The following is a 19,908-nucleotide window of genomic DNA, read 5'->3' on the forward strand; positions in this document are numbered from 1 at the left end:
AGAACCCATCGGCCCGTACGCGCGTCGACGTCGGGAGGAAACGTGCTGATCAGCAGCGCATACGCAGGCACCCGGGCAGGGACCGGCGACGAGGAGGTGGACGGCCGGGGCGGGGCCAGGACCGCGGACGTGGTGATCGTCGGAGCGGGCCTGGCCGGACTGGCCGCGGCGCACCGGCTGACCGGTGCGGGGTTGCGCGTCCTGGTCCTGGAGGCGGAGCACCGCGTCGGGGGCCGGTCGCGGACCGACCGTGTCCAGGGGTTCCGGCTGGACCGGAGTCCAGGTGTGCTCAGCCTGGACCGGGACGCGGAGGCGTTCACCCGGCTGCCGGCCCTGGAGGGGCTCGCGCTGCGCCCGTTCCCACCCGGGGCACTGCTGCACTCGGAGGGCCGCACGCACCACGTGGCGGCCCGGTCGGCGGAGCGGCACTGCCCGCCGCCGCGGACGGGCCGTGCGGTGCTGTTCGACCGGCGCACGAGGGGCGCAGGGAGCACCCGGGGCGCACTCATCACCGCCCGCGCGCTCACCGGAGCGCGGAGCCGGGCCGACATGTCCGACGCCCTGGGCCTCGCCCGGCTGCGCGCCTCCCTGGACCGGTTCGCCGCGGTGCCGCCCCAGGGTCTGCTGTCGCGGCCCGAACTGCCGGCCAACCAGGCGCTGTCCGCACGCGGGCTGCCCACCCGGCCGACGGAGACGCTGGTGCGCCCGCTGCTCACCGCGCTGCTGTCGGATCCCGCGCTGACCACCTCCAGCCGGGTCGCCGATCTGACCCTGCGCGGTTTCGCCCGCGGCGGGCTGGGCGTACCGGCAGGCGGCCAGGCCGCCGCCGTGGAGTTGCTGGCCGCCGCACTGCCACCGGACTCGGTCCGCACGGGCGTACGGGTCACCTCGGTGAGCACGCACGCCGTGCGCACCGCCGAGCACGGCACGTTCGGGTGCGAGGCGGCGCTGGTGGCCACCGGGGCCCGGTCGGCCGCAGCGCTGCTGCCGGGGCTGCGGGTACCGGAGTTCCACCCGGTGACCGTGCTGCACCACGCCGCACCCGAGCCCCTCCCGCCGGGTGCGGACGGGCCGTCGTTCACCGTGTGCGCCGAGCGGGAGGGCGCGGAGCCCGCCCCGGTCAGCCACACCTGGGCGGCCTCGGCCGTGGACCCGTCGCGTGCCGCACCGGGCCGGACGCTCCTGACCTCGGTCGTGCTGGGCGCGCGTGCGAGTGAGCCGGCCACTGCGCTGGACGCGGCCGCCCGCCCTCAACTGGCGCGCGTCTACGGCGTGCCGACGGACCGCTGGGAGCTGCTGGCCGCGTACCACGATCCGGACGCGGTGCCGGCGATGCCCGCGCCGCACGACCCGCGGCGTCCGGTCCGGGTGCTGTCGGGCCTGTACGTGTGCGGGGAGCATCGGGACAGCAGCACACCGCGCGGGGCGCTGCGTTCGGCCGAGCGGGCGACCGAGCAGATCCTGCGGGACTTCGGCCGCCCGGCAGCCCCCGGGCAGGGCACGCACGAGTCCGCCGCGCCGGGCGCGCACGAGGCGGCGGAGGAGCCCGTGCGAGAGGCGGCGCAAGAGACCGCCGCATAATCGAACACGAGTCCCGAACTCCCGAATGACCAGCAGGTTTTGTCAGTGGGGCGGGGTAGAATATGGGGTAGTAATCAGGAAGCACACCGACGTCTGGAGGAGGCCGTCGATGACTGCTGTCCGGTCCCGAATCCCTCGTTCGCACTCCCGCCCCACGACCCGCACCGCACCCCCGCAGCAGCACCTGCCGAAGATGTCCACCCTGCCCGTGCTGCCCAAGAAGCCGCTCCCGCCCGGCCGGCCGCGCGAGTGGTACGAGGCGCACAACCGGCGCCTCAAGGCCATGCGGATCGCGATAGCCCTGCTCGACACCGGCGTCCACACCGCCGCGCAGGCCCGGAACCGCACCATCCGTACGACGGCGCACCGGATCGGCGTGCATCCGCCGTCCCTCACCACCTGCCGCCTGGTGCGCTCGCTGCTGCCCTGATCCCGTCCCCCCGCGCCGCCCGGCCCTCACCATCGGCCGGGCGGCGCGGGGCGGCTCCGCCGCGCCGACACCGGGCACCGGAAAATCGGTGGCGTCATGAGCATGGGTGCTTTACGGTCCTGACAGTCACGGACGGTCAGGCGAACCCATGAAGGAGCCCCCATGGCGGCAGACGAGAGACGTACCGATGCCAAGGCGCTGGTGGCGGCCGCCGTCACGGTCGTGCTGTGGGCCTCGTCGTTCGTCTCCATACGCAGTACCGGCGAACACTTCACTCCCGGCGCACTGGCCCTGGGACGACTCGGAGCCGGAGCCCTCGTGCTGTGCGCGGTGCTCCTCGTGCGCCGGGAGGGAATCCCACCGCGCGCCGCCTGGCCCGGCATCATCACCTCCGGACTGCTGTGGTTCGGCGGCTACATGGTCGTCCTCAACTGGGGCGAGCGCCTCGTGGACGCCGGGACGGCCGCCATGCTCGTCAACATCGGCCCCATCCTGATGGCGCTGCTGGGCGGCTGGCTGCTCAAGGAGGGCTTCCCCGCCCGGCTGCTGGCCGGTATGGCGGTCTCCTTCGCGGGTGCCGTCGTGGTCGGCCTGTCGGTCTCCGACGGCGGGGGCTCCTCGCCGCTGGGGGTGGTGCTGTGCGTACTGGCGGCCGTCGCCTACGCGGTCGGCGTCGTCAGCCAGAAGCCCGCGCTGCGGCACGCCTCACCGCTCCAGGTCACCGCGTTCAGCTGCCTGATCGGATTCGTCGCCTGCCTGCCCTTCAGCGGACACCTGGCCTCCGACATGGCGGACGCGCCGCTGTCCGCCACCCTCAACACCGTCTACCTGGGCGTGTTCCCGACCGCGCTGGCCTTCTCCACCTGGGCCTACGCGCTCTCCCGCAGCACCGCGGGCCGAATGGGGTCCACCACCTACGTCGTGCCCTTCCTCGTCGTGCTGATGTCCTGGCTGGTCCTGGACGAGGTGCCCGGCCCGCTGGCCCTGGGCGGCGGTCTGCTGTGCCTGGCGGGGGTCGCGGTCTCCCGCTCCCGGGGCCGGAGCCCGCGCCCCCCGCAGCCGGTCGCCGCGGCTACCGCGCCGCCAGCCGGGCAGCCGACGTCCCCAGCCCCGTCGGGCCGTCGAACGGCCGGCTAGGAAGGAAGTGGCGGCGCAGGTCGGCCTCCCCGTAGCGGCGGCAGTCGCGGTGCCACACCAGGATGCCGGACATCCAGTTCTCCAGCTCCCGCACATAGCCGTCCAGCGCGGCCCGGCTCGCCTCGTCGAGCGCGAAGTCGTCGTAGAGCACGGGGAACTCGTGCGCGGCCACGTGCTGGAACTGCCGCATCCGGGACTTCATCAGGTCGTCGACGATGCGCAGCGCGGTGGGGTAGTCGCAGTCGAAGAAGTTACGGACGACCAGCACGCCGTTGTGCAGCTCGCCCTCGAACTCGATCTCCTTCTGGTACGAGAAGACGTCGTTGAGCAGGCAGGCGTAGTCGGCGGCGGCGTTCTCCAGCGACTTCATGGGCCCGCTGCGGTAGACGGCCTCCGGGACCGTGTCCGGCTGGGCCAGCCGGCACAGGCTCATCGTCAGATCGGAGCCGAAGGTCCTGCGCCGCATCTCGACGTAGTCGACAGGGTCGGGGATGCGGTTGAGCAACTGGTTGTCCAGCTCCCACAGCCAGCTCTCCGCCATCACCTCGACGGCGGCGCGGAAGCGGCGGCGCTTGGCGGGCGTCATCGGACCGGCCGTCCTGACCCACAGATCGGCCAGCGAGCACTCCAGCGGACTGGCCGGCGGCGGAGCGGGCTCCCCCTCGACGGGCATGAAGAGGGACAGCCGCCGGGTGCACTCCCGGGCGCCCGCCAGGTCCCGGGTACGGCCGAAGCGGACCGGATAGTAGTCGTCGCCCCAGGTGCCCCAGGCCAGCCAGGCCGAGCTCAGGTCGAGTTGCGCGGCTGTCGCGTCCGGGTGGATCCCGGCGGCGCACAGCGGCAGGTCGTAGTCCCGGATCAGTTCCTCGTCCCACACCCGGCCGCCCGCCACGTCCGGCTGCGGACCCAGCAGGCCCGTCTCGTGCGCCCAGGCGACGACCCGCTCCCGGGCGCCGCCCAGATGCGGGCTGAGCCGGTGCCGGAAGGGCATCTCGAACTCCGGCAGCACCGACGGGCCGGTGCGCTCGTGCGGTACGTGCGTGAAGGAGCGGGCCCGGCGCGTCTGCGCCCGGGGGGCGGGGCGCAGCGTCGCCAGCGCCGAGGTGCCCGGCCCCGAAGGGGCGAACGGCAGCCGCGCCGGGCGCCCGGCGAGCGCTCCTCCGCCGTTCATGTAGCGGCTGGAGCGCATGTGCCACTCGTGGCCGCCCGACTGCCAGTCCTGGAGCCCCTTGACGTAGGAGGCGACATCGGCGCAGGCGGCCGCGTCCAGCCCCTCCGCGGCACAGAGCGCGGGCAGTTCGGTCAGCGCCGTGTGCTCGAACTGCTGGAGCCGGGAGGTGAGCAGGTCGTTCACGGAATCGGCGGCCTCCTGGGTGGTGCACTCCAGGAAGGTCTCCAGCACCAGCACACCGTTGGACAGTTCGCCCTCCTCACCGATCTCGCGTTCGTAGGAGAAGAGGTCGTTGCGCAGGTGCACGGCGTCGGAGAAGGTGTCGCGCAGCACGCACAGCGGACGGGACGCGGCGACGGCCGCGGGCACCTCGGCGTGCTCGGCGAACTCCACCAGCCCGGCCGACCAGGGGGCACCGCCGACCTTGCGGCGCATCTCGATGTACTCGACCGGGTTGGCCACCCGGCCGATGTCGATGTTGGACAGCTCCCACAGCGACTCGTTGAGCAGGTTCTCGGTGCTGAGCGCGAACCGCGCGCGCCAGTCCGCCGACATCGACGGCACCGTCCTGGCCCACAGGTCGGCCAGCCCCGCCTCGACCGGGTTGGCCGGTTGGGGAGGCGGCGCCGCCGCGTCGTCCGCCGGCGGCATGAACAGCGGCAGCCGGTCCAGATACGCCTTGCCACCCGCGCGGTCCTGGGTGCGTTTGAACTCCTCCAGGAAGTGGTCGTCGAAGAAGAAGACCCACACGTACCAGTCGGTGACCAGCGCCAGATCGTCCGCGGTGGCGTCGGGGTGGGTGTAGGCGCACAGCAGCGCGTAGTCGTGCGCGTCCAGGTCGGCGGTGTCCCAGATCCCGGACCCCTCCAGCATCCCCATCTGCCGTGCCCACTCGCGGGAATGGGTGCGCGCCCGGTCGACGTGCGGATTGAGGCGGGCGGGGTGGGGCACGTAGAAGTCGGGCAGTTCGAAGGGTTGCGACAACGTTCGTCCCTCGGCTCGTCGATGCGGTGCGGGTTCGGCCTACCCGGCCTGGAATGACGAACATCCTTTTTCACCCGGATGTGTGAGAAGCGCTCCGGAGCGCTGTCGAACAAAACCGTTGGCTGTGCGCCGAGTCGAGCTGCTAGCTTCGCTTTCGTGGCGAAGCTGAATCAGATCATCGCAGTCGAGAAGGGCGTCAAGTCCAAGGTGGTGCAGGACCTGGCGCAGGCCCAGCACGGGCTGACGAAGCCGCAGATGCTGGCCGGTATCTCGCGTACGTACCAGCCCAAGGACGAAGAGGGCGAGCAGCTTCCGCCGGAGTCGACACGGGTCCAGGTCAAGGCCGAGGATGTACTGAAGGAAACGGCGAAGATCCTGACCCGGCTGTTCGACGTGACGGCCACGAAGGACTGGTCGAACCTCTCGGCCCGCGCGGACGTCACGGTCGACGGCCGCACGGTGCTCTCCGACGTGCCGGTCTCCTACCTGCTGTTCCTGGAGAAGCAGTTGGGCGAGCTGGGCACGTTCCTGCGGAAGCTGCCGATCCTGGACGGCGCGGAGGCGTGGGAGATCGACCCCTCCACCGACTGGTGGAAGACGGAGCAGGTCCGCACGGTGCGCACCAAGAAGGTGCCGCGCAACCACGTGAAGGCGGAGGCCACCGAGAAGCACCCGGCCCAGGTCGAGGTCTACTACGAGGACATCCCCGTCGGCTACTGGACCACGGTCAAGTACTCCGGGGCCCTCCCGGCCCGGCGCGTCAACGAACTGCTGGAGCGGCTGGACAAGCTGGCGGCCGCGGTGAAGTTCGCCCGCGAGGAGGCCAACGGGACCGAGGTCGCCGACAAGCGGGCCGGCGAGGCCGTCTTCGGGTACCTGTTCGCCTGACCGCTCGCACCGGTGCCTCCGCTCCGGTGCGGGCGTCCGCATTCCGACCCTCGTATCCCGACCCTCCGTATGCTGACCGTGCGGCCGTCCGCGTGCCGTGCGCCCGACCGATCCGGGAGAGTGCCCGCGACGAACCGACATCCCAGACTCCCCGGGCCAGGGGTCGACGTCCCGTCGGCCCGGGGTGCGCCAGGAGCGCAAAGCTGAAACTGAAGCTGATGTGTGAACCCCCGGCCGCACTGCACTCAGGCAGGCGCCGGTCAGTCTCAACCTCTCGCTCCACGCTCAGCATCGCCGTTCATCGCCCGGCAACCGGGGCGGTGACGACCTCGAGACGCTGGTTCGAACCCAGCCGGCGCGTCCACGCTGCGCCGTGGTGGAGTGGCTCCACGCGAGGACATCGCCGAACGATCCGCCCATGAACCGTCAGGGCGTGCGAACGAGCGGCACCCAGGACCCCGGGGCCGGGTAAAGCCCCGGGGTCCCTTCTCTTCTCTCCCTTCCGCCGGGTTCCGGTCCTCCTGTCACCGGGCCCCGGCGCACTGCGCACCCGGTCCCGGCGTCCGGGCCCGTGGTACGTTGCAGCAGCCAGTCAAACCCTTGATCGGGTCAGGGAATCCGGTGCGAATCCGGAGCTGACGCGCAGCGGTGTGGGACTGGGGCGTGCACGATGCCACTGGGGCGCAGCCCCCGGGAAGGCGCACCGCCCCCGCAGTCCCGAGTCCGAAGACCTGCTGGCGGCCGCGCCCGGACAGCCCCCGGCGCGGTACGACGCCAGGCCCCGCGATCGGGCCTCTGACGGAGAAGGATCTGCTGGCCATGCGCCGACCGCGCCGTATCCGCGCCCTCGTACCGGGCCGCCTCCCGGCAGCCGCCCGCAACCGCTCGGCCGCCGCAGGCCGGCCCGCCGCACCCGCGCGCCCGCCGCACCGCACCGGCCGCGCGGTCCTCACCGCGCTGCTGCTGACATCCCTGACCGCCTGCGCCGGGGGCTCCGGCGGCGGCGCGGGCCACGGAAGCGCCCACGGGTCCTCCGCCGAGGGCTTCCCGTACACCGTCACCAACTGCGGGGTGAAGACCACCTTCACCGAGCCGCCGCAGCGGGCGGTGACCATGAACCAGCACGTCACCGAGATCATGCTGGCGCTCGGTCTGCAGGACCGGATGGCCGGCACCGCCTACCTGGACGACCGGATCCTGCCCCGCTACGCGAAGGCGTACCGCGGCATCGACGTCCTCGCGGAGAAGTACCCGTCCAAGGAGACACTGCTGGGCGCGGCACCGGACTTCGTCTACGGCGGCTACGCCAGCTCCTTCGACAAGACGGAGGGACGGTCGCGTGCGGCCCTGCGGGAGAGCGGCGTGCGGACCCGGCTCGACCTGGAGTCCTGCACCGAGGACGTGGACATCGACACGCTGCACCGGGAGTTGCGGGAGGTCGGCCGGATCTTCGGGGTACCGGGACGCGCGGCGGCGCTGGTCCGGAAGCAGGACCGGCAACTGGCGGCCACCGCGAAGCGGCTGAAGGGGACGGAACCCACCCGGGTGTTCGTCTACGACAGCGGGGAGAGCTCCGCGTTCACTGCGGGCGGCACGGGCATCGGCGACGAGATCCTGCGCCGGGCCGGCGCCCGCAACGTCTTCGCCGACCTCGACAAGACGTTCGCCGACGTCTCCTGGGAGCAGGTCGTCGAGCGCAGACCGGACGTCGTGGTGATCTACGACTACGGCGGAACGACCGTCGCGCAGAAGAAGAAGCGGCTGCTGGAGGATCCCGCACTGGCGGACGTGCCCGCGATCGAGCACGAACGGTTCGCCGTGCTGCCGCTCTCCTCGGCGGTGCTGGGCCCGCGGGTGCCCGACGCGGTGGACGCGCTGGCCCGGCAGCTGCACCCGGACGACGCCGGTGACGCCGGTGCGCAGTAGCACCGCGCCGCGCTCCTCCGCCGCGCCGGCGCGGTGCGCCCTGGTGTGCGGAGTGCTGGCCGCCGTCCTGGTCGCCGGGGCGCTGGCCGGGCTGGCGCTGGGCGCGGCACGGATTCCGCTCGCCGACGTGCTGGCGGCCCTGACCGGCCGGGCGCAGCCGGGCCCGTTCACCACCATCGTGCTCGATGTGCGGCTGCCGCGGGTGCTGCTGGCCGCCGTCGTCGGCGCCGGACTGGCACTGGTGGGCGCGGTGCTGCAGGCTCTGGTGCGCAACCCGCTGGCGGATCCGTATCTGCTGGGCATCTCCTCCGGCGCCTCCATGGGTGCCGTCCTGTCCGTCGTCCTGGGGGTCGGGGCCGTCTCGATGCAGGCGGGCGCGTTCGCCGGGGCGCTGCTGGCGACGGTGACCGTCTACGCGATGGCGCGGAGCGGCGCGGCGGTGACGACGGGACGGCTGGTGCTGGCCGGAGTCGCGGTGCAGTACGTGCTCTCCGCACTGACCAGTCTGGTGCTGGTGACCTCTGCGGAGAAGGAGCATCTGCGGGCCATCCTCTTCTGGACGCTGGGCGGGCTGGGCCAGGCCCGCCTGCACACTGTGCTGCTGCCCGCGCTGGTGCTGGCGGCCGGGCTCGTCCTGCTGCTGGCGCTGGCCAGGCCGCTGGATCTGCTGCTGGTCGGCGAGGAGGGCGCCACCGTTCTGGGGCTGGACACCGGACGCTTCCGCGCGGCCTCGTTCGTCCTGGCCTCCCTGGTGACGGCGGTACTGGTCACGGTGAGCGGCGCGATCGGCTTCGTCGGACTGATGGTGCCGCACGCGGCGCGGATGGCGGTCGGTGCCGGGCACCGGGCGCTGCTGCCCGTCGCGGCGCTGGGCGGAGCGGCCTTCCTGGTGCTGGCCGACCTGGCTGCGCGCACCGTCGCGGCGCCCGAGGAGATCCCGGTCGGCGTGCTGACGGCCCTCACCGGCGGGCCGTTCTTCCTGTGGCTGCTGCGCCGCACCCGGCATGCCGAGGGGGCGATGGGCTGATGCCGCTCCACGCCCTGGACGTCGAGAAGGTGTCCTACCGGGCGGCCGGGGGACCCCTGCTGCTGGACGGAGTGCACCTGCGGGCGGCGCCGGGCGAGACCGTCGGCGTCGTCGGGCCGAACGGCAGCGGCAAGACCACCCTGCTGCGGTGCGTCTACGGGACGCTGCGGCCCACCGGCGGCCGGATCACGCTGGGCGGCCACGACGCGGCGGCGCTGAGCGTCAAGGCCCGCGCCCGGCGGGTGGCAGCCGTGCCGCAGGAGGCGGGCGGCGGATTCGGGCTGACCGCGGGCCGGATCGCGGCGATGGGCCGCTCCCCGCACAAGCGGTTCTGGGAGGGCGACACCGCAGCGGACGCGGCGCGGGTCGCCGCGGCGCTGGAGCGGACGGGGGCCGCCGCGCTGGCCCGGCGGCCCTTCGACGAGCTGTCCGGCGGGGAGCGGCAGCGGGTGCTGGTGGCCCGCGCGCTGGTGCAGGAGCCCGAACTGCTGGTGCTGGACGAGCCGACCAACCATCTGGACGTGCGCTACCAGTGGGAACTGCTGGCGCTCGTCCGGGATCTGCCCGCCACCGGACTGCTCGCCCTGCACGACCTCAACCTCGCCGCGTACTTCTGCGACCGGCTGTACGTGCTGGAGGCGGGCCGGGTCGTGGCGGACGGCACGCCCGAAGAGGTGCTCACCCCGGGGCTGCTGGCCGAGGTGTACGGGGTCCGGGCCGAGGTGGACGTGCACCCGGAGACGGGTGCGCCGACCGTGGTGTACCTGCCGCCGCGGGAGCCGCGGGGGTTGCCGCACCCGCGGGAGCCGCGGGAGACACAGGAGCCGCGGGAGCCGCGGGAGCCGCGGGAAGGGGCGCGGGGATGACCGGCGGGGGCGGGCCCACCGAACTGGACGAACTGACGGCGCTGTGCGCGCTGACGGACCTGGCCGCGGCGCACGGTCCCCGCTACCACATGCTGCCGGGCGAGCCGCCGCCCGCGGAGACCGCCGCCGGGGCCTGGCTGCCCGCGGACCGCCTGCTGAGCGCGGACAGCGCCGCACTGGAGCGACTGCTGGCCGCCGAGTGGGAGGGCAGCGGACACCGTACGGCGCACGCGGCCGGGCTCACCCTGATCGCGGTGTACGCGGGGCGGGTCACGGCCGCGGCGGTGCTCGACTGGGTACTCGACGGGCGCGTGTGGGACGTGCGGCCGCGGAACGTCCTGGTGCGGCCCGGCGGCCACGGGATCGCGGGGGTACGGCTGCGCAGTCCGCGGCTGCTCGCGGCGCCCTCCGCCGAACCGGCCGGCACGCTCGCGGCGCTCCACGAGGCCGTGCTGGACTCCCATCTGCTGCCGCTCGCCGCCGCACTGCGCGGGGCGACCCGTGCCGGACTGCGGCAACTCCACGGCGGAGTGGCCCACGGCTGCGCCACCGCGCTGAGCGCCGCCGCGGCCCGCCCGCCGGAGGAGCTGTCCCGGCGCTGGGCGGAGTTCGTCGGCCCGCGGCCGGAGCTGGCGCGGCTCGGGGACCTCGCCGAGATCACCGGCGCCGACGGCGGCCGCCGGCTGCGCTACCTCCGCAACACCTGCTGCCTCTACTACACCAGCGCGGAAGCCGTCCGCTGCGCGAGCTGCTGCCTGACCCCGCGCGCCGACCGGCTGCGCGCCTACGCGGCCCGGTGAGCCGGCCGGACGGCCGAAGCGGTACTGCCTGACGGCCGGGACGGGCCGCCGAGGGCCGGGACGGTACTGCCCGACGGGCGGGGCCGTACCGCTGACAGCCGGGGCCGGGCGTCACCACAGTGCGGTGCTGTGCCGCTCCACCAGGGCGCCGATCCGCGCGACGACATCGCTCTCCGGCAGCGGGTCGAGCCGGCGCCCGTCGCGCAGCCGTACCGCGATCCGCCCAGCGGCGGCCTCCCGGCTGCCGAGCACCACCTGGTAGGGGACCCGGCGGGCCTCCCGTACCCGGGCGCCCAGGCTGCCGTGCTCGGGCGGAGCGAGGTCGGCGCGCAGCCCCGCGGCGACGCAGCGCCGCACGAACGCCTCCCCCGCGGGCCGTTCCGCTTCGGACACCGGCAGCACGGCGAGCTGGACGGGCGCCAGCCAGGCGGGGAACGCGCCGCCGTGCACCTCGATCAACTGCGCCACCGCGCGCTCCACGCTGCCGAGCACGGCGCGGTGGACCATGACCGGCCGGTGGGCGCCGCCGTCCGCGCCGGTGTAGCGCAGATCGAAACGCTCGGGCTGGTGCAGGTCGACCTGGACGGTGGAGAGGGTGGCCTCCCGGCCCGCCGCGTCGGCGATCTGCACGTCGATCTTGGGCCCGTAGAAGGCGGCCTCGCCCTCCGCCGCCTCGTACGGCAGCCCGGCGTCCTCCAGCGCCTCGGTCAGCAGCGCGGTGGCCTGCCGCCATGCGTCGGGGCCGGGCAGCCGGTCGCCGCCCGGCGCGGGGAGCGAGAGCCGGTAGCGGGCCGCCTCGATGCCGAGCGCCCGGTAGGCGTCCCGGATCAGCTCCAGTGCCGCCCGGGTCTCGGCCGCGACCTGGTCGAGGGTGCAGAAGATGTGCGCGTCGTTGAGCTGGATGGCGCGTACCCGGGTGAGTCCGCCCAGCACCCCGGAGCGCTCGGCCCGGTACATGGTGCCGAGTTCGGCCATCCGCAGCGGCAGTTCGCGGTAGCTGTGCGCGCGGGAGCGGTAGATCACCGCGTGGTGCGGGCACAGGCTGGGGCGCAGCACCAGCACCTCCCCGGTCCCGTTCCCCGCGGCGCCGTCCGCGCCATCCGCGGCGTCCGCGTCCCCCGCGCCGTTGCCCGCGCGCCGTTCCAGGGGCGGGAACATGTCGTCGGCGTAGTGGTCCCAGTGGCCGGAGAGTTCGTACAGCTCGCGCTTGCCGAGGGCGGGCGAGCAGACGTGCCGGTACCCGGCGCGGCGCTCGACTCCGCGGATGTACTCCTCCAGCGCGTGCCGGACGGTGGCGCCGTCCGGCAGCCAGTAGGGCAGTCCGGCGCCGATCAGCGGATCGGTGCCGAAGAGCTGCAACTCGCGGCCGAGCGACCGGTGGTCGTGGCGGGCTGCGGTCATGGGGTCCTCCCTCGTGGACGCGGGCCGCGCCCGAGGGAGACGACGAAGCCCCGGGCGCTCGGCCCGGGGCTTGACGGGTACGTCGGTCAGCGCGCCGGGACTTCGTCCGGCGTCGTCGTCCTGACGATCTGTACGGCGCGCTGCTGCATGCGGGCAACGTAGCAGCGCGGTGCGCACCCCGTCCGCGGGTTTTCCGGGTGCTCCCGGGCCGCCTCCCTGCTCGGGGTCCCGGGGGCACCGGTGGGGGCGGTGGGTAGCATCGCGGCACTGTACGCGGCACCGCGGCAGTCGATCGACGTACGGGGGATCGCGTGTTCGGGATCGTCAGGCCCTGCAGGCACCGGTTGCCGGAGGGGCTCAGGGCCGAGTGGACGGCGCATCTGTGCGGGCTCTGCCTCGCACTGCGCGACGGTCACGGGCAGGTGGCGCGGATCGTGACGAACTACGACGGGCTGCTGGTCTCCGTGCTGACCGACGCGCAGGCCGGTGCCGCCGGCTCCGGGCGCCGCACCGCGGGACCGTGCCCGCTGCGGGGCATGCGGACGGCCTCGGTCGCCCGGGGCGAGGGGGCGCGGCTGGCGGCCTCGGTGTCCCTGGTCCTCGCCTCGGCGAAGATACGGGACCACATAGCCGACGGGGACGGGCTGCTGCGCCGCCGGCCGCTGGCCGCGGCCGCCCGCCGGACGGCCGCGGGCTGGGACCGGGCCGGTGCCCGTACCGGCGGCGCGCTGGGCTTCGACACGGCGCTGCTGGTCGACGCGGTCGAGCGGCAGACCGACGTGGAGCGCGCCGCGGGCCCCGGCACTCCGCTGGCGACCGTCACCGAGCCGACCGCGACGGCCACCGCGGCGGCCTTCGCACACACGGCGGCCCTCGCGGGACGGCCCGGCAACGCGGCCCCGCTCGCCGAGGCCGGCCGTCTCTTCGGACAGCTCGCGCACCTGCTGGACGCGGTCGAGGACCGTGCGGCGGACGCCGCGGAGGGCGCCTGGAACCCCCTCACCGCCACCGGCACCACCCCGGCCGAGGCCCGGAAGGTGTGCGACGAGGCGGCACACGGCATCCGCCGGGCGCTGCGCGCGGTGGACTTCGCGGACCGGCGGCTGGCGCACGCCCTGCTGGCGCACGAGGTGCCGCGCGCCGTGGACCGCGCGTTCGGCGCGGCGGCGTGCGCGCACTCCGGTGGACCGGCAGCGGCCGCGGACCCGCACGGGGACGCCGGCCCGCCCCCGCAACCGTACGGGCAGCAGCCGTACGGGCAGCAGCCGTACCTGCAGCAGCCGGGGCGGCCGCCCTACGGTCAGGCGCCGCACAATCTCAACGGCCCCGGGAATCCGTTCGCGGGCGCGGGCGGCGAGGGCGACGACGGAGGCGGCGGCACCGGCGGCCCGGGCGGCTCCGGGGGCCGCGGTCCGGGTCGGCAGCGGCCCCCGCGCGGCTTCTGGGCGGGCTGCGCGGCCTTCGTCGGCCTCTGCTGCACCTGCCGACTGTGCTGCGCCTCGGAGTACGAGGGTCCCTGGTCCCGCAAGAAGCGGGAGGGGTGCCTGGACTGCGGCGACTGTTGCGACTGCTGTGACTGCTGCGGCAACTGCAACTGTGACGGGTGCGGTTGTGACGGCTGCGACTGCTGCGGCTGCGACTGCTGAGGGCGCTGCCCTCGCTCAGCCGTCTTCCCGCCCCGCAGGTCCCACCGGCCCCCGGGAGGAACCGGCGCGGTTCCCGGGGCCGTCCGCGGGCACCCGTCCGCTGACGATGGGGAGGATCCATGGACATCACCGTTCCGAGACGCCGCAAACGCGGCGGCCGTATCCGCGGATTCCGCGGCAGGGCAGGAAAGCCGGGCGCCGGGAAGGCGACGCGGCAGGCCAGGTCCACCGCGCGGCCGGTGCTGAGCGGTGCGGCACGGGCCGGATTCACCGGACGCGGCGTGACCTATCTGCTGGTCGGGATGCTGGCGGTGCAGGTGGCGTTCACCGGCGGGAAGGGCGGCGAACAGGCGGACCGGGGCGGGGCGCTCCAGCAGGTGGCGGAGCAGTCCTTCGGCGGCCTGCTGCTGTGGGCGCTGGGCCTCGCACTGGCCGGCATGGCGCTGTGGCGGCTGTCCGAAGCGGTCTGGGGCGCCGCGGGGCCGGACGGCGACAAGGCGACCAAGCGCCTTGCCTCCGGGGCGCGGGCCGCCTTCTACACGTTCGTCGCGTACTCCGTGCTGGCCTTCGCCACGGGTGACAAGGGCAGCGGCAGCGGCGCCTCCGACAAGCGCTCGCGCGATGTGACGGCCGACGCGCTGGGGCTGCCCGGCGGGCAGTGGCTGGTGGGAGCCGCGGGCGCCGCGGTGGTGATCGGCGGCGTGGTGCTGGGCGGGCGCGCGGCGCTGCGGAAGTACCACAAGCATCTGCGCACCCACCGGATGTCCGCGCGGCAGCGGAAGTTCGTGGACACCACCGGGGTGGCGGGCGGGCTCGCCCGCGGTCTGGTGTTCGCCGCCGCCGGCGGCTTCCTGCTCCGCGCCGCGGTCACCTACGACCCCGAGCGGGCCAAGGGCATGGACGACACCCTGCGCGCCTTCGCCGAGACCCCGGCGGGACCGTGGCTGCTGGTGGCCGTGGCGGTGGGGCTCGTCCTCTTCGGGCTCTTCTCGTTCGCGGTGGCGCGCTGGCGCAGCACCTGAACCCGGGGCGGGCCGGGGCCGGGACCGGGGCCGGGAACCCGCCGGGTCCGCGGACCCGGCGTCCCCGGAGAAACCGCAGGGCCCGGGAGCGGCGTCGGCCGGTCCCGGGCCCCGTGGGCGAGTACGAGGTCAGCGCAGTGCGGCCAGCGCCTCGTTGAAGGTCTTCGACGGACGCATCACGGCCGCCGCCTTCTCCGTCGACGGCTGGTAGTAGCCGCCGATGTCGGCGGACGCGCCTTGGACGGCCAGCAGTTCGTCGACGATCGTCTGCTCCTGCCCGGCCAGCGTCCCGGCCAGCTCCGCGAACGCCTGCGCGAGCTCCGAATCCTCGGTCTGCGCCGCCAGCTCCTGCGCCCAGTACAGGGCGAGGTAGAAGTGGCTGCCGCGGTTGTCGATGCTGCCGAGCTTGCGGCTGGGCGACTTGTTCTCGTTCAGCAGCGTGCCGGTGGCGCGGTCCAGGGTGTCCGCGAGGATCTGGGCGCGCGCGTTGCCCGTCTTGTGCGCGAGGTGCTCGAAGCTGACGGCCAGCGCGAGGAACTCGCCCAGGCTGTCCCAGCGCAGGTAGTTCTCCTTGACGAGCTGCTGCACGTGCTTGGGCGCCGAGCCGCCCGCACCCGTCTCGAAGAGCCCGCCGCCGTTGATCAGCGGAACGATGGAGAGCATCTTGGCGCTGGTGCCCAGCTCCATGATCGGGAACAGGTCGGTCAGGTAGTCGCGCAGCACGTTGCCGGTGACCGAGATGGTGTTCTCGCCGCGGCGGATGCGCTCCAGGGAGAACGTCATCGCGTCGGCCGGGGACATGATCTCGATCCGCAGGCCCTCGGTGTCGTGCAGCGGCAGGTACTCGCGGACCTTCCCGATCAGGTTCCGGTCGTGGGCGCGGGTCTCGTCCAGCCAGAAGACGGCCGGGTCGCCGGTGGCACGGGCGCGGGTGACGGCCAGCTTGACCCAGTCCTGGATCGGCACGTCCTTGGTCTGGCACATCCGGAAGATGTCGCCCTCGCCGACGGCCTGCTCCAGCACCAGTTCGCCCGCGTCGTCGAGGACCCGCACCGTGCCGGTCGCCGGGATCTCGAACGTCTTGTCGTGGCTGCCGTACTCCTCGGCCTTCTGCGCCATCAGGCCGACATTGGGCACGGATCCCATGGTGGCCGGGTCGAAGGCGCCGTTGGCCTTGCAGTCCTCGATGACGGCCTGGTAGATGCCCGCGTAGCTGCTGTCGGGGATGACCGCGAGCGCGTCCTGCTCCTGGTCGTCCTTGTTCCACATGTGCCCCGAGGTACGGATCATCGCGGGCATGGAGGCGTCCACGATGACGTCGCTGGGCACGTGCAGGTTGCTGATGCCGCGGTGCGAGTCGACCATCGCCAGGTCCGGGCCCTGGGCCAGCTCGGCGTCGAAGGACGCCTTGATCTTGTCGCCCTCCGGCAGCGACTCGAGGCCCTTGTAGATGCCGCCCAGACCGTCGTTGGGGGTCAGCCCGGCCGCGGCGAGCTGGTCGCCGTAGGCGGCGAACGTCTTCGGGAAGAAGGCGCGCACGGTGTGACCGAAGATGATCGGGTCGGACACCTTCATCATCGTCGCCTTCAGGTGCACCGAGAACAGCACACCCTCCGCCTTGGCCCGCTCGACCTGCGCGGAGAGGAACTCGCGCAGCGCGGCGACGCGCATCACCGCGACGTCGACGACCTCACCGGCCTGCACCGGCACCGACTCGCGCAGCACCGTGGTGGAGCCGTCGTCGCCGTGCAGCTCGATCCGCAGCGCACCGTCCTGGGCCAGCACGGCGGACTTCTCGGTGGAGCGGAAGTCGTCACCGTCCATGTGCGCGACGTTCGTCTTCGAGTCGGCGCGCCAGGCGCCCATGCGGTGCGGGTTGGCCTTGGCGTAGTTCTTGACGGAGGCCGGGGCGCGGCGGTCGGAGTTGCCCTCGCGCAGGACCGGGTTGACGGCGCTGCCCTTGACCTTGTCGTAGCGGGCGCGCACCTCCCGCTCCTCGTCGGTCCGCGGGTCGTCCGGGTAGTCCGGCAGCGCGTAGCCCTGCTCCTGCAGCTCGGCGATGGCGGCCTTGAGCTGCGGGATGGACGCCGAGATGTTCGGCAGCTTGATGATGTTGGCCTGCGAGGTCTTGGCGAGTTCGCCGAGCTGCGCCAGCGCGTCCTCGATGCGCTGGTGCTCCTCCAGCCGCTCGGGGAAGCCGGCGATGATCCGGCCGGCCAGGGAGATGTCGCGGCTCTCGACGGCGACGCCGGCCGTCGAGGCGTACGCCTCGACCACGGGCAGGAACGAGTACGTCGCCAGGGCCGGGGCCTCGTCAGTGTGCGTATAGATGATGGTCGAGTCAGTCACCGCTACTCCGCTTCGCGTCTACATCGTCTCGATATCAAGATATCCCGTGACGGGGCGGCGCGGTGAAGCGGCCCGCGCTTGGGCACCCGGAAGCCGGGTGCCTCGGCCGCCACCCCCGGCGCCCATGGACGGCACTGCGCCGCGGCACCCGGTCCCACCAGCGCCGACGTACCGGGGCGGACTTCAGGGACCGGGTCCCGGCCGGCGGACGGCCGATGGCCGACTGGCCGACTGGCCGACTGGCCGACTGGCCGACTGGCCGACTGGCCGACTGGGAACCCCTGCCCGGAGCCCGTGCCCGCAACCCGCACCGGCCCGCGCCGACGGAGGTCGGGGCGGGCCGGGGTCAGGGCCGAGAGGGGAACCGGGCGCCGGGGCTTTCAGGGCCGACGTCGTGGCCGGGCGCCGGAGTCCGGTGCCGGAGTCCGGTTCCGGGTGCCGGGGCCGGGCGCGGGGCCCGCACCCGGACCCCGCGGCGGGTTCCGGGTTCAGGCCACCGGGGCCGGGAAGGTCGGGTACTCCGCTCCGGAGACGTGCTGGACGACCCGGACGACCTGGCACGAGTAGCCGAACTCGTTGTCGTACCAGAGGTAGAGGATCGCGTTGTCGCCCTCGACCTTGGTGGCGCCCGCGTCGACGATGGAGGCGTGGCGCGAGCCGATGAAGTCGTTGGAGACCGCGTCGGGGGCGCTGGTGAAGTCGATCTGGCGCTTGAGCGGCGAGGTCAGCGAGACCTCACGGAGGTGGTCCAGCACCTCCTCGCGGCTCGTCTCGCGGGCGAGCTGCAGATTGAGGATGGCGATCGAGACGTCCGGCACCGGGACGCGGATCGAACTGCCGGTGATCGTCGCCTCGAGGTCGGGCAGCGCCTTGGCGACGGCCGAGGCGGCGCCGGTCTCGGTGATGACCATGTTGAGCGGCGCCGAGCGCCCCCGCCGGTCGGACTTGTGATAGTTGTCCAGCAGGTTCTGGTCATTGGTGAACGAGTGGACGGTCTCCACGTGACCGCGCAGCACCCCGTACTCGTCCGCCATCGCCTTCAGCGGCGGGACGATCGCGTTGGTGGTGCAGGACGCGCAGGAGATGATCTGCTCGTCCGGCTTGATCATGTCGTGGTTGACGCCGTGCACCACGTTGGGCACGTCACCCTTGCCGGGTGCGGTCAGGATCACCTTGTCGATGCCGGGGCGCAGGTGCTGGGAGAGGCCCTCCCGGTCACGCCACCTGCCGGTGTTGTCGATGAGGACGGCGTCCTTGATGCCGTAGGCCGTGTAGTCCACCGACGTCGGGTCGTCGGAGTAGATGACCTTGATCTCGTTGCCGTTGGCGATGATCGTGCTGTTCGCCTCGTCGACGGTGATGGTGCCCTGGAACTGCCCGTGGATCGAGTCGCGGCGCAGCAGCGAGGCCCGCTTGACCAGGTCCTGACCGGCGGCCCTGCGGACGACGACGGCACGCAGCCGCAGGCCGTTGCCGGAGCCGGCCTTCTCGATGAGCAGGCGGGCGAGGAGGCGGCCGATGCGGCCGAATCCGTAGAGGACCACGTCCCGCGAGGCCCGGCGCTCGATCTTGTCGGCGCCGGTCGCACCCGCCACGGCCTGCGCCGTGAACTCTGCCACGGACAGGCCGCGGTCGTCGTTCCGGTAGGTCGCGGCGAGCATCCCGATGTCGATCTGGGAGGGTCCGAGGTCGAGCGCGGTGAGCGCGTGGAGGAACGGCTGCGTCTCGGTGACGGACAGTTCCTCCCCGGCGATCTGCCGCGCGAAGCGGTGGGCCTTGAGGATGCTGATCACCGACTTGTTCACCAGGGAGCGGCTGTGCAGCAGGACAGTGACGTCCCGCTCCCGGTGCAGCTTCCCGATGATCGGGATCATCGATTCCGCGATCTCCTCGCGGTGCTTCCAGTTGGTGAACACGTCGTCGTTGACAGTCACAGATCTATCTTTCGAGCTAGGCGGCGCTCATATGCTAACCCGTCCGCGGAGCGGCTCGTACGAGCGGTCGGACGTACGGCCGCACGAACGGCTGCCGGCTGCACTGATGGCCGCCGGCTCCGGCGCTTCTCGAGTACCGTCCGGGCCGTCCCGCCACCCGCACAGAGGGAAGGAAGCACCGGTGGTTCCAGCGCCGCGGCCCGACGAGTCCCCGACCCTGCCCAGCGCCTCGCCGGGGTCCATGCCCCTGCTCGTGGCGACGGCCGTCGTCCACGACCCGGAGACCGGCCGCATCCTGCTCCTCCAGCGCGGTCCGGACGCTGCGTTCGCGCCCGGCATGTGGGACCTCCCCGGAGGCAAGAGCGAGCCCGGCGAGCCTGTCACCGGCACCGCGGTGCGCGAACTGGCCGAGGAGACCGGTCTCACCGTCCGGCCGGAGCACCTGCGCCTCGCGCATGTGATCCACGGCGCCCGGAAAGCCGGTGTCCCCCACGGCTTCCTCACCGTCGTCTTCGCCACCCGCACCTGGTCCGGCACGCCCGAGAACCGCGAACCGGACAAGCACACCCAGGTGCGCTGGGCCGACCCCCGCGCCCTCCCCGAACCGTTGGTGCCCAGTACGGCGACCGCCCTGCGCGGATACCTCGCCGACGGCCCCGGCATCGCACTCCGCGGCTGGTGACGTCCCCCTCCGCCGCACGACGGCTGCCGGCGGACGGCGAAGCCTTGCGGCGGCCCGGTGGCGA

General features: G+C 73.4%; 15 protein-coding genes and 1 riboswitch. Of the genes, 11 read left to right on the top strand and 4 right to left on the bottom strand.

The genetic code is table 11. The annotated features are described in order from the left end of the window. The first annotated feature begins 96 nt into the window (after positions 1–96). From BMX65_RS02295 to BMX65_RS02305, 3 genes are all read left to right on the top strand, one after another. Positions 97–1,581 (top strand): FAD-dependent oxidoreductase, encoded by a 1,485-nt coding sequence (locus BMX65_RS02295; RefSeq protein ID WP_074998770.1) that lies wholly within the window; start codon positions 97–99, stop codon positions 1,579–1,581. Positions 1,582–1,690: 109 nt separating this feature from the next. Next, positions 1,691–2,011, top strand: coding sequence for a hypothetical protein (locus BMX65_RS02300; RefSeq protein WP_107437370.1), 321 nt, complete (start codon positions 1,691–1,693; stop codon positions 2,009–2,011). Positions 2,012–2,173: 162 nt separating this feature from the next. Beyond that, positions 2,174–3,148 (top strand): DMT family transporter, encoded by a 975-nt coding sequence (locus BMX65_RS02305; RefSeq protein ID WP_074998378.1) that lies wholly within the window; start codon positions 2,174–2,176, stop codon positions 3,146–3,148. On the opposite strand, the gene BMX65_RS02310 is transcribed toward BMX65_RS02305, so the two are convergent. Then, complete coding sequence (locus BMX65_RS02310) at positions 3,084–5,303, bottom strand: terpene synthase family protein (RefSeq protein WP_074998379.1); 2,220 nt, start codon at positions 5,301–5,303, stop codon at positions 3,084–3,086. The two genes, BMX65_RS02305 and BMX65_RS02310, sit on opposite strands and share 65 nt — an antisense overlap. Positions 5,304–5,459: 156 nt before the next feature. Here BMX65_RS02310 and BMX65_RS02315 point away from each other — a divergent pair, with 156 nt between their 5' ends. The 5 genes from BMX65_RS02315 (at position 5,460) to BMX65_RS02335 (ending at position 10,810) form a co-directional block, all read left to right on the top strand. Further along, positions 5,460–6,191 carry a DUF7873 family protein gene (locus BMX65_RS02315; RefSeq protein WP_074998380.1) on the top strand — a complete coding sequence of 244 codons (732 nt, stop codon included), beginning with the start codon at positions 5,460–5,462 and terminating at the stop codon, positions 6,189–6,191. A 572-nt stretch (positions 6,192–6,763) separates the two neighbouring features. Next, positions 6,764–6,944: riboswitch (cobalamin riboswitch) on the top strand. Between the two features lie 66 nt (positions 6,945–7,010). Next, positions 7,011–8,117, top strand: coding sequence for an ABC transporter substrate-binding protein (locus BMX65_RS02320; protein WP_239501789.1), 1,107 nt, complete (start codon positions 7,011–7,013; stop codon positions 8,115–8,117). Next, positions 8,098–9,144 carry a FecCD family ABC transporter permease gene (locus BMX65_RS02325; RefSeq protein WP_074998381.1) on the top strand — a complete coding sequence of 349 codons (1,047 nt, stop codon included), beginning with the start codon at positions 8,098–8,100 and terminating at the stop codon, positions 9,142–9,144. The genes BMX65_RS02320 and BMX65_RS02325 overlap by 20 nt, the downstream gene beginning before the upstream one ends. Continuing rightward, complete coding sequence (locus BMX65_RS02330) at positions 9,144–10,010, top strand: ABC transporter ATP-binding protein (RefSeq protein WP_074998382.1); 867 nt, start codon at positions 9,144–9,146, stop codon at positions 10,008–10,010. Before BMX65_RS02325 ends, BMX65_RS02330 begins: the two co-directional genes overlap by 1 nt. Then, on the top strand, positions 10,007–10,810 hold the full coding sequence (locus BMX65_RS02335) for a (2Fe-2S)-binding protein (RefSeq protein WP_074998383.1): 804 nt from the start codon (positions 10,007–10,009) through the stop codon (positions 10,808–10,810). The genes BMX65_RS02330 and BMX65_RS02335 overlap by 4 nt, the downstream gene beginning before the upstream one ends. 111 nt (positions 10,811–10,921) lie before the next feature. On the opposite strand, the gene thrS is transcribed toward BMX65_RS02335, so the two are convergent. Beyond that, the gene (thrS, locus tag BMX65_RS02340; protein ID WP_074998384.1) at positions 10,922–12,211 is read right to left on the bottom strand and encodes a threonine--tRNA ligase; all 1,290 of its coding nucleotides are present in this window, start codon (positions 12,209–12,211) and stop codon (positions 10,922–10,924) included. A 311-nt stretch (positions 12,212–12,522) separates the two neighbouring features. On the opposite strand from thrS, the gene BMX65_RS02345 reads away from it, so the two are divergent. Further along, positions 12,523–13,857: a DUF5685 family protein gene (locus tag BMX65_RS02345; protein WP_074998385.1), complete on the top strand. Its 1,335-nt coding sequence runs from the start codon at positions 12,523–12,525 to the stop codon at positions 13,855–13,857. A gap of 119 nt (positions 13,858–13,976) precedes the next feature. After that, the gene (locus tag BMX65_RS02350; RefSeq protein WP_239501790.1) at positions 13,977–14,879 is read left to right on the top strand and encodes a DUF1206 domain-containing protein; all 903 of its coding nucleotides are present in this window, start codon (positions 13,977–13,979) and stop codon (positions 14,877–14,879) included. Positions 14,880–15,008: 129 nt separating this feature from the next. Here the strand turns inward: BMX65_RS02350 and BMX65_RS02355 are convergent, their stop codons facing one another. Beyond that, positions 15,009–17,228 (bottom strand): NADP-dependent isocitrate dehydrogenase, encoded by a 2,220-nt coding sequence (locus BMX65_RS02355; protein WP_074998386.1) that lies wholly within the window; start codon positions 17,226–17,228, stop codon positions 15,009–15,011. A gap of 488 nt (positions 17,229–17,716) precedes the next feature. Next, complete coding sequence (locus BMX65_RS02360; RefSeq protein WP_074998387.1) at positions 17,717–19,162, bottom strand: glyceraldehyde-3-phosphate dehydrogenase; 1,446 nt, start codon at positions 19,160–19,162, stop codon at positions 17,717–17,719. Positions 19,163–19,343: 181 nt separating this feature from the next. On the opposite strand from BMX65_RS02360, the gene BMX65_RS02365 reads away from it, so the two are divergent. Further along, positions 19,344–19,844, top strand: coding sequence for an NUDIX domain-containing protein (locus BMX65_RS02365; RefSeq protein ID WP_398759057.1), 501 nt, complete (start codon positions 19,344–19,346; stop codon positions 19,842–19,844). Positions 19,845–19,908: the final 64 nt, after the last annotated feature.

It is taken from the genome of Streptomyces qinglanensis (assembly GCF_900111245.1).
Taxonomy (GTDB): domain Bacteria; phylum Actinomycetota; class Actinomycetes; order Streptomycetales; family Streptomycetaceae; genus Streptomyces; species Streptomyces qinglanensis.